At 69.4% G+C, this 13771-nt stretch carries 13 protein-coding genes; all 13 read left to right on the top strand.

Annotated elements, in window-relative coordinates:
* The first annotated feature begins 265 nt into the window (after positions 1-265).
* The 13 genes from AC3WR5_RS31975 (at position 266) to AC3WR5_RS31915 (ending at position 13621) form a co-directional block, all read left to right on the top strand.
* Positions 266-400: a hypothetical protein gene (locus AC3WR5_RS31975; protein WP_259372474.1), complete on the top strand. Its 135-nt coding sequence runs from the start codon at positions 266-268 to the stop codon at positions 398-400.
* Between the two features lie 178 nt (positions 401-578).
* Positions 579-2384 carry a hypothetical protein gene (locus tag AC3WR5_RS31970; protein ID WP_492489807.1) on the top strand — a complete coding sequence of 602 codons (1806 nt, stop codon included), beginning with the start codon at positions 579-581 and terminating at the stop codon, positions 2382-2384.
* The gene (locus AC3WR5_RS31965) at positions 2339-3178 is read left to right on the top strand and encodes an MbnB/TglH/ChrH family RiPP precursor modification enzyme (protein WP_492489806.1); all 840 of its coding nucleotides are present in this window, start codon (positions 2339-2341) and stop codon (positions 3176-3178) included. Before AC3WR5_RS31970 ends, AC3WR5_RS31965 begins: the two co-directional genes overlap by 46 nt.
* Positions 3179-3193: 15 nt before the next feature.
* The gene (locus tag AC3WR5_RS31960; RefSeq protein ID WP_492489805.1) at positions 3194-4351 is read left to right on the top strand and encodes a glycosyltransferase; all 1158 of its coding nucleotides are present in this window, start codon (positions 3194-3196) and stop codon (positions 4349-4351) included.
* A 21-nt stretch (positions 4352-4372) separates the two neighbouring features.
* A complete protein-coding gene (locus tag AC3WR5_RS31955; RefSeq protein WP_492489803.1) occupies positions 4373-5275 on the top strand; it encodes a phytanoyl-CoA dioxygenase family protein in 903 nt (300 codons plus the stop codon).
* Positions 5276-5468: 193 nt separating this feature from the next.
* Complete coding sequence (gene ssuE, locus AC3WR5_RS31950; RefSeq protein WP_231010492.1) at positions 5469-6044, top strand: NADPH-dependent FMN reductase; 576 nt, start codon at positions 5469-5471, stop codon at positions 6042-6044.
* Between the two features lie 10 nt (positions 6045-6054).
* The gene (locus AC3WR5_RS31945; protein WP_492489801.1) at positions 6055-7053 is read left to right on the top strand and encodes a sulfonate ABC transporter substrate-binding protein; all 999 of its coding nucleotides are present in this window, start codon (positions 6055-6057) and stop codon (positions 7051-7053) included.
* A gap of 41 nt (positions 7054-7094) precedes the next feature.
* Positions 7095-8327, top strand: a complete 1233-nt coding sequence (ssuD, locus tag AC3WR5_RS31940) for an FMNH2-dependent alkanesulfonate monooxygenase (RefSeq protein ID WP_492489799.1) — start codon at positions 7095-7097, stop codon at positions 8325-8327.
* Between the two features lie 22 nt (positions 8328-8349).
* The gene (gene ssuC / locus AC3WR5_RS31935; RefSeq protein ID WP_492489797.1) at positions 8350-9192 is read left to right on the top strand and encodes an aliphatic sulfonate ABC transporter permease SsuC; all 843 of its coding nucleotides are present in this window, start codon (positions 8350-8352) and stop codon (positions 9190-9192) included.
* A gap of 51 nt (positions 9193-9243) precedes the next feature.
* The gene (locus AC3WR5_RS31930; protein ID WP_492489795.1) at positions 9244-10173 is read left to right on the top strand and encodes an ATP-binding cassette domain-containing protein; all 930 of its coding nucleotides are present in this window, start codon (positions 9244-9246) and stop codon (positions 10171-10173) included.
* A gap of 93 nt (positions 10174-10266) precedes the next feature.
* Entirely contained in the window at positions 10267-10722 is a 456-nt protein-coding gene (locus AC3WR5_RS31925) for a hypothetical protein (RefSeq protein ID WP_141291965.1), read from the top strand.
* Between the two features lie 109 nt (positions 10723-10831).
* The gene (locus tag AC3WR5_RS31920) at positions 10832-11335 is read left to right on the top strand and encodes a hypothetical protein (RefSeq protein ID WP_492489793.1); all 504 of its coding nucleotides are present in this window, start codon (positions 10832-10834) and stop codon (positions 11333-11335) included.
* 243 nt (positions 11336-11578) lie between these two features.
* Positions 11579-13621 (top strand): TonB-dependent receptor, encoded by a 2043-nt coding sequence (locus AC3WR5_RS31915; RefSeq protein ID WP_492489792.1) that lies wholly within the window; start codon positions 11579-11581, stop codon positions 13619-13621.
* Positions 13622-13771 lie beyond the last annotated feature (150 nt).

The raw sequence follows: 13771 nt of genomic DNA, 5'->3' as shown, positions 1-13771 counted from the left end.
CGCTGCGTTAGGCGAGCATTAGGCGAAGCTGAGAAATGTGCATGGATGTAAGCGGCGTGCCCGGCTGTGCGGCAGTGAAACTGCAGATACAAATAGATTCAGATCGGTTTCCTGGTGTTACGCGGGTTTGGTTTTCAGTCGATCGCCATTGTTTTGAATAACCCCCCATGTCAGGGGATGTCGGAAACAGGGCGATGGCATGTAAAAACCCGCCACCCAGGCATGTCCATGCCGGGGTTTTTCTTAACACTCAAGGAGAGAAACTATGAGCATCGAAACCACCGTGATCTCGGCCGCTGACGTCGCGCTGCTGCAAGAAGTCGACGCGTTCGAAATCGTCGACACCCAGAGCGTCGACGCCGTGGCTGCCCAAGCCGTCGGCTGCCTGAGCTGCTCGTGAGCTGTTGACGGACGCGGCCCGGGCGGTTTCGCCTGAGCCCCGTCCAGGCACCTTGGTGCGGCATGTCAACAGCGTGCCGGGTCGGGGTGCCCCTGTTCCGAGGTCCGAGCTTGCGGTTTGCTCGGCGAGTTCCTTGACGCTGCACCGGCGAGTGCTTCGCGTGCAGCGGGAGCCGTGCATGGCACTGACCACCCTGATCCAAGGCATCAACGACGCGGTTGACCGGCACCTGTCGCCGGCCGACGTGGTGCACGCGGTGCGGCCCATCGTCGGCAGCGCGATGCTGGACGAGCGCTTCGTGCTCGAATGCGCCGAAGCTACCACCGACAAGGCCGCCCGCTGCCTGCTCGAAGGCGCGCCCTACGAGCCGCTGCACATCGAGCACGGGCGCTGCTGGCGCATGGCCTTGTTCCTGTGGGACCCGGGTTTCACCAATGCGCCGCACCAGCACAACACCTGGAGCGTCAGCGGCGTGATGCACAACCGGCTGGACGTGGCGCTCTACCAGCGCGACGCCGCCAGCCAAACGCTGAACCCGACCCAGCGCTTCGTGGCCGCCCGCGGCCAGACCGGCTTCCTGGTGCCGCCCTGCATCCATGCACTGGGCAATCCCGACACCACGGCGCCCAGCGTCACGCTGCATGTCTTCAACGATTCCGAGGACAGGGCGCAGCGTGCCAACGACACGCTGTGGTTCGACGACGAGGTCAACCCGCTGGACTTCTACCGCGACCCGGCCCGGCCCTCGCGGCGCAACCTGCAGACGGTGCTGGTGCTGCTGAAGGCGCTGGCCCGGCCGGCGCCGGCCGGGCTACTGGCGCGCATTTTCGAGCTGGGTGATGCGCGCATCCGGCTGGAGGCCTACAAGCAGCTGGTGCGCGCCGACCTGGCCACCGCGCTGGCCTGCGGCGACCGGCTGGCCGCCTCGCTGGGCCCGCAGGACCGCAGCCGCTTCATGCAGCTGCACCAGCGCCTGCTGGCCGCCCACGCCGCCACCGCCCCCATGGCCGACAGCGCGCGCGCCGAGCCCAGCGACGAGCAGGCCGAATACCTGCTGCAGCAGGCGGTGGCCCGGCTGGTCTGCAACAGCGGGCTGCTGGCGCGCTGCGTCAGCGAGGGCGCAGCCGTCACCTTCGGCGACCTGCCGGCCAAGGCGCTGGCGCTGCTGGCGCCCACGGTGCAGCGCAACAGCCGGCGCCTGAAGATCCTCGCCAGCATCCTGGACCAGCGGCTGATGGACCAGGTGCTGCGCGCCCTGCCGCTGAGCGCTGCGCTGCTGTCGCCCGAGCAGGCCCGCCAGCTGTGGCGCCGCTACAAGGACGCGCAGGTCGACACCACCACGCCTGCAGTGGCCGAAGCCTGCCGGGCCTTCTGCGCTGCCTGCGTGGCCGAGCCCGGCCCGGCGCTGGCAGAGGGTGACCCGGTGCTGGACGTGATGCGCTACGAAGAGGCCTTGCTGCGCATCAGCGACCGCGCGGCGCGCCACGGCAAGTCGGCGCCGGTGTCCCCGCCTTACCTGGGCCCGGCCCTGGTCACCAACAGCGAGACCCTGCATTTCAAGCGCGCCATCTCGCCGCTGGTCCGCACGCTGCGCGCTGCCGTGCTGCAGCCTGCACAGACACGCGAGCCCGCGCTGGCCGCCTGGCGCGACCAGGCGGCGGCGGTGCCCGCGCAGGACGAGTTGCTGCTGTTCTATGAAGCCTGGCAGGACACTCAGGTGCGGGTGCTGCGCATCACCGCGCGCACCCTGCTGCTGCTGTCGGCCTGCGATGGCCGGCGTTCGCTGGCCGACCTGCCGGACCACCTGCGCAGCCAGGGCTACGCGCTGTCCACCCCGCAGGCGCTGGCCGCCACGCTGGACAAGCTCGCCGAGGCCGGCGTGATCGCGCCCCTGGTGTTGTCCACCCCTTCCGTCTCCCCTCCTGAACAGGACCCGGCATGCCCAAGCGTGACTGCAATCCCCACTGCCTCGGCGTCGGACTGAACCACCGCCACGAGATCGAGGCCGAGATCATCGACCGGCTCGACGAGCTGGACCTGCTGGAGGTCATCTCCGACAACATCCTGCAGGACGAGCAGGTCGGCGAGCCGCTGCGCCGGCTGATGCGCGACAAGCCGCTGGTGCTGCACGGCGTCAGCACCTCGCTGGGCACCGCCGCGCCGCTGGACCCGGACCACCTGGCCGCGACGCTGCAGGCGGTCGAGCGCTGGCAGCCGCTCTGGTTCAGCGACCACATCGCGTTTTCGCGCGTGGGCGAGCTGGACGTGGGCCACCTGATGCCAGTGCGCCGCAGCCTGGCCAACCAGCAGCGCATCGCCGCCAAGATCCGCCAGATCCAGCAGGCCAGCGCCACGCCTTTCCTGGTCGAGAACATCACCTACTACTTCGAGCATGGCGACGAGGAGATGGACGAGCTGAGCTTTGTCAACGGCATCCTGCAGCAGGCCGATTGCGGGCTGCTGCTGGACGTCAACAACCTGCACATCAACGCCCAAAACCACCGCTTCGACCCGTATGAATACCTGGCCGGGCTGGACCTCGGCCGCGTGGTGGAGCTGCACCTGGCCGGCGGCTTCGTGTGCGACGAGCTGCTGATCGACAGCCACGGCCACCGCATCGGCGAGCCGGTGTGGGAACTGCTGCGCCACGTCTGCGAACGCGCCCAGCCGCGCGCCATCATCATCGAGCGCGACATCAACTTCGACCTGGCCGACATCTTCGACAGCGTGGCCCGGGCGCGCGAGATCCTGCTGCAAACCGAGGCGCTGGCCGCCTGAACCGGAGAACGCCCCATGCGCGTGTTGCTGCTGTGCATTCCCGGCCGTGGCCGCTTCGAAGTGCTGGCGCCGCTGGCCGCTGCGCTGCAGCAGGCCGGCCACGCCGTGCGCTTCGCCGCGCCGCCGCGCTTCGCGCAGCATGTGCGGCGCATGGGCTTCGAATGCCTGGAGGCCGGTGCCGAGACCGACGAGCTGAACGCCTTGCTGGATGCCCAGCTTGGGGGGGCCGAGCTGCCCGCCTCCGAGCGCGCCGCCACCATGTTCACCCGCTTCTACCCCGAGCGCCTGCTGGCCACGCTGCTGCCGCAGCTGCGCGACTGGCGGCCGGCGCTGGTGCTGCATGAGGAAGGCGAATTCGCCGGGCCGCTGGTGGCGGCGCTGGTCGGCGCGCGCTGCGCCACCGTGGGCTGGCCGGTCGCGATGCGGCCGCTGCAGGTGCTGCAGAACGTCACCCAGCGCATGCACGCCCAGTGGCAGGCCCAGGGCCTGCAGCCCCCGCCTTACGCCGGCCTGTACCAGCGGTTCATCGACACCTGCCCACCCACGCTGCAGACCGAAGCGGCCGCTGCCTTCCCTGGCGCCTGGGCCTTGAGGCCTGAGCTGGTGGACGGCCCGCCCGGCAGCGCGGCCGATGCCCTGCCCGAGGCCTTGTTGCAGCCCGGCGAACCCGTGGTGCACATCACGCTGGGCACGGTGGACGCCTACAACCAGGCCCCCGCGCTGCTGCTGCGCCTGCTGGACGGCCTGCAGCGCGAGCCGGTGCGCGTGGTGCTGACGACCGGCGCGGCGCTGCAGTCGCTGGACTTCAGCCGCTACGCCAATGTGCACGCCAGCGCCTTCATCCCGCACCGCCAGCTGCTGCCGCATTGCGACGCGGTGATCTGCCACGGCGGCGCCGGCTCCACCATTGCCGCGCTGGCCCATGGCCTGCCGCTGCTGATCGTGCCGCGCGGCGGCGCCTCGCAGTACCGCAATGCGGTGCATTGCGAGCGGGTTGGCGCCGGCCTGCACCTGAGCGAGGAAGCGGCCACCGCGCAGGCCGTCGGCCCGGCGGTCGCCGCCTTGCTGCACCAGCCCGGCCACCGCGAGGCGGCGCGCCGCCTGCAGCAGGAAATTGCCGCCATGCCGGCTCCGGCCGATTGTGCCGAGCGCCTTCTGGCCTGGCTTCATTGAACTGACCCGCCCCACGACCCCATGACCATCCCCCAATTCGAACGCGACCTGTTCTGCCTGCAGACCGCCGGCTTTGTCGTGCTGCCCGGCTTTGTCAGCGACGACCAGCTGGCCACGCTGCTGCCGCCGTTGAGCGCTTTCGAGGCCGAGGTCGAGCACTACGCCAAGACCGCAGGCAAAGTGAACTTCACCCATGGCTGGCCACTGCTGACCACGCGCTGCGCCTACTGCGTCTCGGAGGAACTGCAGGCGCTGGCCATGTCGCAGCGGGTGCAGGCGATGGCGCAAACCTACCTGGGCGGCGCGGTGATCCGCGACTGCCTGCTGCAGACCAACATGCCGGACCCGCGCAGCCAGGCCCGCGGCCTGGGCGGCCGGCTCAGCTACCACCGCGACACCTTGTGGAAAGACGGGCCCATCCTGCCCAGCTACCTGCATGCCTTCGTCCTGCTGACCGACCTGACGGCCGAGAACGGCGCGACCTTTGTCGTGCCCGGCAGCCACCGCCTGCGCGAACCCGGCTATTACTTCAAGCACACCGAGGCGGGCGTGCGCGAGGAAGGCATCAACTACCTGGTCTATGACCAGGCCTACTTCCCCAGCGCGGTGCAGATCCTCGCGCCACGCGGCTCGCTGGTCTTCCTGGACCCGATGGCCATCCACAGCCAGGGCATCAACGTGACCGAGCAGCGCCGCACGCTGGTCAACATCACCTTCCGCGCCGCGTCCATCGTCGGCAACCCGCCGCTGCTGAACGCCCGCAAGCTGGCGCTGGAAGCCGCCCGCGTGCCGCTGCGGCCGGACTTCCTCGCGCTGCTGGAAGACCGGGCCGAGCTGCCCGCCCACTTCGGCCCGCTGGGCACCGCACCCGAAGCGCAAGCCGAAGCCGCGGGCCAGCCGGTGTGGGAACGCGTGGTGGTCTGAACGGACTGAACGCGTGCAATCGCCCAGCCGATAACCAAAGCCGATAACCAAAGCCGAAAACCTTCCTTCGCCCTGCGCAGGGTGCTCGTTATCGTGAACACGCTGGCTGCATGGTCTCCCGCAGCCAAGCTTGTTTCACGCATATCGCCTGCAGCGGTCTCGCCCGCTGCAGGTGCAGGGTCGAAGGCAGGTCATGAACATCGTCGGCATCGCGGGCAGCCCCACCAGCCCGTCCCGCTCCACTGCGCTGCTGCGCGCCGCGCTGGCCTCGCTGGCCCGCCCCCAGGGGCCCGGCACGATCGAGATCGAAGTCCGCCTGCTGCCGGCCGTGCCGCTGCTGGCGGCTGACGCGCGCGACCCGCTGATCGCCCAGGCGCTGGCGCAGGTTGCCGCGGCCGATGTGGTGCTGGTCGCCACCCCCATCTACAAGGCCGCCTACAGCGGCGCGCTGAAGGCCTTCCTGGACCTGCTGCCGCAGGACGGGCTGCGCGGCAAGACGGTGCTGGCGCTGGGCACCGGCGGCAGCATCGGCCATTTGCTGGCGCTGGACTATGCGTTGAAGCCCGTGCTGTCGGCACTGGGCGCGCGCCATGTGCTGGACGTCGTCTACGCCGAGGACACCCAGTTCGAGCGCGACCACGCGCTGCAGCGCCACATTCCTTCCGAAGCGGTGCTGGACCGGCTGGGCCGCGCGCTGGCGCCGCTGCAGCCGCCGCTGCGTGTGCAGCCTGCCGCGCTGGCAGCGCTGGCTGCCGTTCCGCAGCATTGAAAGAGTCCTCATGTTGTCCTTGTTGTCCCGCACCCGCCGCCACATGCTTGCCGCACCGCTGGCCTTGTCGATCGGCCTGAGCGCGGCTGGCGCTTTCGCCGCCGCGCCGGCCTCGCCGTCTGCGCTGCGCATCGGCTTCCAGAAATCCGCCAGCCTGCTGACGCTGCAAAAGGCCCAGGGCACGCTGGAAAAGCGTTTGCAGCCGCTGGGCGTGGCGGTGCAGTGGGTCGAGTTCCCGGCCGGGCCGCAACTGCTCGAAGGCCTGAACGTCGGCGCGATCGACGTCGGTTTTGTCGGCGAGGCGCCGCCCATCTTTGCGCAGGCGGCCGGCGCCAACTTCGTCTACATCGGCAACGACCCGGCCGCACCCGAGGCCGAGGCGCTGGTGGTGCAGAAGGATTCGCCGATCAAGAGCGTGGCCGAGCTCAAGGGCAAGAAGGTCGCCCTGAACAAGGGCTCGAACGTGCACTACCTGCTGGTCAAGGCACTGGAAAAAGCCGGCCTGAAATACACCGACATCCAGCCCGTGTTCCTGCCGCCGGCCGATGCGCGCGCCGCCTTCGAGCGAGGTGCTGTGGACGCGTGGGTCATCTGGGACCCGTTCCTGGCCGCCGTCGAGAAGCAGAGCAATGCCCGCATCCTGGCCGACGGCAAGGGCCTGGTGAGTGACTACAACTTCTACCTGGCCGAACGCGGCTACGCACAGAAGTACCCCAAGGTGATTGCCGCGCTGTTCGAGGACACGCAGGCCCAGGGCCGCTGGCTCAAGACCCACCTGGACGAGGCCGCGGTGCTGATCGCGCCGCTGCAGGGTCTGGACGTGGAAGTGGTCAAGCTCAGCCTGCACCGCTACCAGTTCAACGTGCAGCCGGTGACCCCTGCCATCGCCGCCGAGCAGCAACTGATTGCCGACAGCTTCTATGGCCTGAAGCTGATCCCCAAGCCCATCCGCATCGTGGACGCATTGCCTGGCGCTGCCAGCGCGACCCGCGTCGCCACCGAGCGCTGAAAGCGCCGTCTCCTCTTTCACCGCACAAGGAAGCCGCCATCATGAAGATGCTCTGGTTCATCCCGACCCACGGCGACAGCCGTTACCTCGGCACCTCGCACGGCGCGCGCGTGGCCGACCTGAACTACTTCAAGCAGGTCGCCATCGCCGCCGACACCATGGGCTACGAAGGCGTGCTCATCCCCACCGGCCGCTCCTGCGAAGACCCGTGGACGGTGGCCTCCAGCGTGATGGGTTTCACCCAGCGGCTGAAGTTCCTGGTCGCGCTGCGCCCGGGCCTGATCACGCCCAGCCAGTACGCCCGCATCGCCGCCACCTTCGACCGCCTGTCCGGCGGCCGGCTGCTGATCAACCTGGTCACCGGTGGCGACCAGGCCGAACTGGAAGGCGACGGCCAGTTCCTGCCGCACGGCGAGCGCTACGCGCAAGCCTCGGAGTTCATGCAGCTCTGGCGCGACATCATGGCCAAGAGCCACACCGGCGAGTCGCACGACTTCGACGGCAAGCACCTGCAGGTCAAGGGCGCGCGGCTGCTCTACCCGCCGGTGCAGCGCCCGTACCCGCCGCTGTTCTTCGGCGGTTCGTCCGCCGAGGCGCACGAGCTGGTGGCCCAGCAGATGGACACCTACCTGACCTGGGGCGAGCCGCCCGCGGCCGTCGCCGAAAAGGTCGAAGGCGTGCGTCGCCGCGCCGCCGAGCTGGGCCGCACGCTGAGCTACGGCATCCGGCTGCACGTGATCGTGCGCGAGACCGAAGAGGCCGCCTGGGCCGCCGCGGCCGACCTGGTCTCTTACCTGGACCCTGAAGTCGTCGCCCGCGCGCAGTCCACCTTCGCCAAGATGGACTCCGAAGGCCAGCGCCGCATGGCCGCGCTGCATGCCGGCAAGTACAACCCGGAGAACATCCGCGAAGGCCTGGAGGTCTCGCCCAACCTGTGGGCCGGCGTGGGCCTGGTGCGCGGCGGTGCCGGCACCGCGCTGGTTGGCAACCCGCAGCAGGTGGCGGACCGCATCAAGGAATACGCGGCGCTGGGGCTGGACTACTTCATCATGTCCGGCTACCCGCACCTGGAAGAGGCCTATCGCTTCGCCGAGCTGGTGTTCCCGCTGCTGCCGCTGTCGGTGCGCGAGCGCCTGGGCCAGCCCTCGTTGACCGGGCCATTTGGCGAGATCGTCGCCAACAACCATGTACCCAGTGCCAACACTGCGGCCAACAGCACCGGGAAGACCGCTGCCGCCAGCGAGCCTTCGGTGCTCGCGCGCGCCGCCAGCTGAGACGGGAGCAGGTGCTGTCGCCATGACCACGCAAGCTGTTCCTTCTTCGTCGGCGCCAGCGCCCGTTGACATCCCCGCCAAGGCCGGGTCGCAGGCCTGGCGCCGCGTCACCCGCCAGGCGCTGCCGTGGCTGGTGCCACTGCTGCTGCTGGTCGCCTGGGAGCTGGCCTCGCGCAGCGGCAGCCTGTCCAGCCGCGTGCTGCCGGCGCCGGACGCTGTCGCCAGCGCCTTCTGGCAACTGGCCCGCTCGGGCGAGCTGTGGCATCACGTGGCGGTCAGCAGCGGCCGCGCGATGGCAGGGCTTGCCATTGGCGGCGGGTTGGGCCTGGTGCTGGGCCTGGCCACCGGCAGCTTCCGGCTGGCCGAGACGCTGCTGGACACCAGCTTCCAGATGCTGCGCAACATCCCGGCGCTGGCACTGATCCCGCTGGTCATCCTGTGGTTTGGCATCGACGAAAGCGCCAAGCTGTTCCTGGTCGCGGTGGGCGTGTTCTTCCCGCTGTACCTGAACACCTTCCACGGCATCCGCAACGTGGACAAGGGCCTGATCGAGATGGCGCGCAGCTACGGCCTGTCGGGCTGGTCGCTGTACCGCGAGGTCATCCTGCCCGGCGCGCTGCCGTCCATCCTGGTTGGCCTGCGGTTTTCGCTGGGGCTGATGTGGGTGCTGCTGATCGTCGCCGAGACGATCTCGGCCCAGGCCGGCATCGGCTACATGACGATGAACGCCCGCGAGTTCCTGCAGACCGACGTGGTGCTGGTCGGCATCCTGCTGTATGCGCTGCTGGGCAAGCTGGCCGACGAGGTGGCACGCGGGCTGGAGCGGCTGTGCCTGCGCTGGCACCCGGGCTATCAATCCGCTTGAAGCACACGCATGAACAGCGCCGAACCTCGCAACCTTCCTGGAGCCGACACCATGTCCTACCTTGAGCGCAATGGCGGCCAGGCCCGCGACTGGCTGGGCGCCGAAGCCCATGTGACCGTGCCCGGCGATCTGGACCCGCTGCCGCGCCGCGTGCCGGCAGGTGCACAGCCGCCGGCCGATGCTTCGCGCGCCCACGGCCTGGCCGTGCAGGTGCGTGGCCTGACCAAGCAGTACGCCGGCCGCGCGGTGCTGCGCGACGTGAACCTGGACATCGCGCCGGGCCAGTTTGTCGCCATCGTCGGCCGCAGCGGCTGCGGCAAGAGCACCTTGCTGCGCCACGTCGCCGCGCTGGAGCATGCCGACCGCGGCAGCGTGCAGCTGGACGGCCAGGTGCGCAGCCAGATCGACAGCCGCGGCGACGTGCGCATCATGTTCCAGGACGCGCGGCTGCTGCCGTGGAAGCGCGTGCTGGACAACGTGGCGCTGGGCGTGGGGGGGCCCAACCCCAAGGAACGCGCGCTGAAGGCGCTGCGCGACGTGGGCCTGGCCGACCGTGCCAACGACTGGCCGGCGGTGCTGTCCGGCGGCCAGAAGCAGCGCGTGGCGCTGGCTCGCGCGCTGGTGCACCGGCCGCGCCTGTTGCTGCTGGACGAGCCGCTGGGCGCACTGGACGCGCTGACGCGCATCGACATGCAGCAGCTGATCGAGCGGCTGTGGAAGGAACAGGGCTTCACCGCGCTGCTGGTCACCCATGACGTGAGCGAAGCGGTGGCGCTGGCCGACCGCGTGGTGCTGATCGAGCAGCAGCACATCGCGCTGGACCAATCGGTGCTGCTGGCCCGCCCACGCTCGCGCGGCGCGGCAGGCTTTGCTGCACTGGAAGACAGGGTGCTGCGCCGCGTGCTGCAGCAGCCCGAGCTGCCGAAGATCGAGCCGGTGCCGGTCTCGTCCTGGTCCAGCGGCCCGCGCTTCGCGATCTGACAGCGAAGCGACAGCGCGCTTGCGCTGCGTGCGGTCAAGCTGGGTGCATGATGCCGGTCGGCGGCCGCTTTCGCAGGCCGCAAAGCCGCGCCCATGCCCATCACGCTGAACACCCGCAAACCGGCTGACGACCTGTCGGCTGAAGACCTGGCCGCGTTCCCGATCTGGGAATACGCCTACGACGAAGAAGGCGACCCCGGCCGCGAGGACCAGGACGACACCTGGGTCCGCCCAGTGGACGGCAGCGAGCTTGGCGAGCTGCTGGATGGCACCTCGGCCGCCGCCCGCTTCGAAACCGCCTCCGGCCAGCCGCTGGACGGCCTGGTGGAAGTCAGCAGCACCATCGAGCTGGAATTCGGCCCCGGCGCAGTGTTCCTGAACGGCCAGCACCTGTTCCTGCCGGGCCCGGAGCATCTGCGCCCCATCAAGCCGCGCCGCGAGCTGGCCGCGGCGCTGGGCCAGTCGCTCGAACAGGTCTTCCCGCTGAAGTTCACGCTGAAGGTGCGGGTGGCCGGCGAGGCCGGTTTCCGCAGCGGCGTCTTCGAATAGCCCGCCTGCATCCACCTCGCGAGGGGCTGCGTATCACTGTCGTCACCGTTTCACGAAACGACGGCAGCATCGCCCCATGCGCTCGGTCTTCCCCCCGCTTTTGCAATCCTTGCGCCGGTCCCTGCACCGGTGGCTGGTGTTGCTGCTGCTCGCCGCGGTGCCGCTGTACGGCACTTCGGGCGTGCTGCTGAGCGTGGTTGGCCCTGCGCACCGGCACGTGCAGGTCCGGTCTCCGGTGCCCCCTTCGCATGAAGACCGGGGCGACTGGCTGCAGCAAGGCCTTCGCAGCCTGATCGGCGACAAGGCTGCCGCGTTGCTGGCCACCGCGCAGCTGCAGGCCAGCCTGCACGACGAGTCGGTGCCGCATCACCACGGCCTGTTCGAGCACCACCACCACGCGGCCGGCGACGCCAGCGTGGAGCTGCTGGGCGCCAGCGATGCCTCGGTGATGGTCGACCTGGCGGCGGTTGGCAGTGCGATGCTGCCCTTCCTGCTGGTGGGCGTGCACACCGTGCCGGCGCCGCAGGGCCGACACCTGGCCTGGCCGACAGCCGTCTTGGCTGCATGGGCCAACGCCGTGCCCGTGCCGCTGGAGCGCCCGCCCCACGCGTGAGCGCCGGGGTCCCGCCCAGGGGCCCGGATTCCCGTCTCCGCTGTCCTGGTGCTGCCGCGCGCAGCCTGGGCCGATGCGCCTGCATGCCTGCCACTCGCTGCGTCGCGTGGCGGCCAGGCGTTCGCCTTTCTCTTCCCGACCCGCCTGTTGGCACCACCAATGTTGTCTTCCCTGCACCTCGTGGGCATGTCTTGCCCTGTTTCCGCTCGTCGCTCCGCAGCGCTCGGTCCTGCCTGCCTGGCCTTGTGCTGCGCTTTCCAACTCGCCAACGCGCGCGCCGAGGACGCAGCTGCCGAGGCGCCTCAAACCGTGGAGGTCACCGGCCGCCACTACGACAACGCGGTGGGCAGCAGCGACGCCGCCTCGCAAGGCAGCATCCGCGCCGAGCTGCTGAAAAGCCGGCCGGCGCTGCGGCCGGGTGAAGTGCTGGAGTTCGTGCCGGGCTTGATCGTCACCCAGCACTCGGGTGACGGCAAGGCCAACCAGTATTTCCTGCGCGGCTTCAACCTGGACCACGGCACCGACTTCGCGACCAGCGTCGACGGCATGCCGGTCAACATGCCCACGCACGGCCACGGCCAGGGCTACTCGGACCTGAACTTCCTGATCCCCGAGCTGGTGGACCACATCGACTACCGCAAGGGACCGTACTTCGCCACGCATGGTGACTTCGCCTCGGCCGGCGCCGCCGACATCGCCTACAAGACCCGGCTGGACGCGCCCTTCGTGCAGTTCACCGCCGGGCAGAACGGCTACCGCCGCGCGGTGGGTGCCGTCAGCACTTCGCTGGCCGACGACACCAGCGCCTTCGCGGCCGTCGAATGGATGGCCAACGACGGCCCGTGGACCGTGCCCGAGAACCTGCGCCGCAAGAACGCCGTGCTGAAGCTCTCGCAAGGCACGCGCGCGCAGGGCGCCAGCGTCAGCCTGATGGGCTACGACGCCAGCTGGACCTCGACCGACCAGGTGCCGGAAGAGCTGATCACTGCCGGGCGGTACAACGGCAAGCCGTTCTCGCGCTGGGACTCGCTGGACCCGACGGATGGCGGCAGCACCTCGCGCTACAGCCTGGCCGGCGAATGGCACCGCGTGGGCGACGACAGCGAGACCCATGTCTCGGCCTATGCGATGCGCTACCGCCTGAAGCTGTTCTCCAATTTCACCTACGCGCTGGAGCGGCCGGACACCGGCGACCAGTTCTCGCAGCAGGACGCGCGCAGCGTCTTCGGCGCCAAGGCCTCGCAGGCCTGGAACCACATGCTGGGCAGCCTGGAGGCGCGCAGCGAGGTGGGCGCGCAGGTCCGCCACGACAAGGTCCACGTCGGCCTGTTCGACACCGAGGCGCGCCAGGTCATCGGCACCACGCGCGAGGACGAGGTGCGCGAAACCTTGGCCGGCCTCTACGGCCAAAGCAGCGTGCAGCTTGTGCCGTGGCTGCGTGGCATTGCCGGCTTGCGCGTGGACCGCGCCAGCTTCGACGTCGACAGCCGCCTTCAGCCGGCCAACAGCGGCAAGGCCGATGCCACGCAGTGGTCCCCCCAGCTCTCGCTGATCGCCGGCCCGTGGCAAAAGACCGAGCTGTTCTTCAACGCCGGCCGCGGCTTCCACAGCAACGATGCACGCGGCACCACGGCCCACATCGACCCCAAGACCGGCGACGCGGTGGACCCGGTGCCCGGCCTGGTTGCCTCGCGCGGCATGGAGCTGGGCCTGCGCACCGAAGCGCTGCCCGGCCTGCAGAGCTCGCTGGCGCTGTGGCAGCTGCGCTTCAACTCCGAGCTGGTCTACGTGGGTGACGCTGGTGCCACCGAGGCCAGCGACGGCAGCCGCCGCCACGGCATCGAGTTCAACAACCGCTGGACGCCCAACAAGCACTTCCTGCTGGACGCCGACTTCGCGTTCACGCACGCCCGCTTCGACAACGGTGAGCGCATCCCGAACGCGGTCGACAAGGTCGCCTCGGTGGCCGCCACGTTGCAGGACATCGGCCCCTGGTCGGCCTGCCTGCAATGGCGCTACCTGGGCAGCGGCGCGCTGGTGGAAGACAACAGCCAGCGTTCCGACCCGGCATCGACCTTCAACCTTCGCGTCGGCCATGAGCTGAAGCGCTACCTCGGTCGCGATTCGGCGCTGACGCTGGACGTCTTCAACCTGTTCGACCGCAAGGTCAACGACATCCAGTATGTCTACGCGTACCAGCTGCCCAACCGCGACGCAACCGAGGGCCGCATCGTGCACCCCGCCGAGCCGCGCAGCTTGCGGGTGAGCTTCCGGACCGCGTTCTGAGCGTGCGCTTGGCCACGTCTTGAATTCGGATGGGTGCTGATCTCGACTCCAGGGAAGGGGAAGTCGATGTTTAACGGTCCTGACATCTTGGCTTCCTACATTGCTGGCATGTGCCGTCGCCGCATCGGCGTCGGCGTCTTCTTGATCGAG

The organism is Ideonella sp. FW305-24 (assembly GCF_058788035.1).
This window is presented reverse-complemented; position numbering and strand designations above follow the sequence as displayed.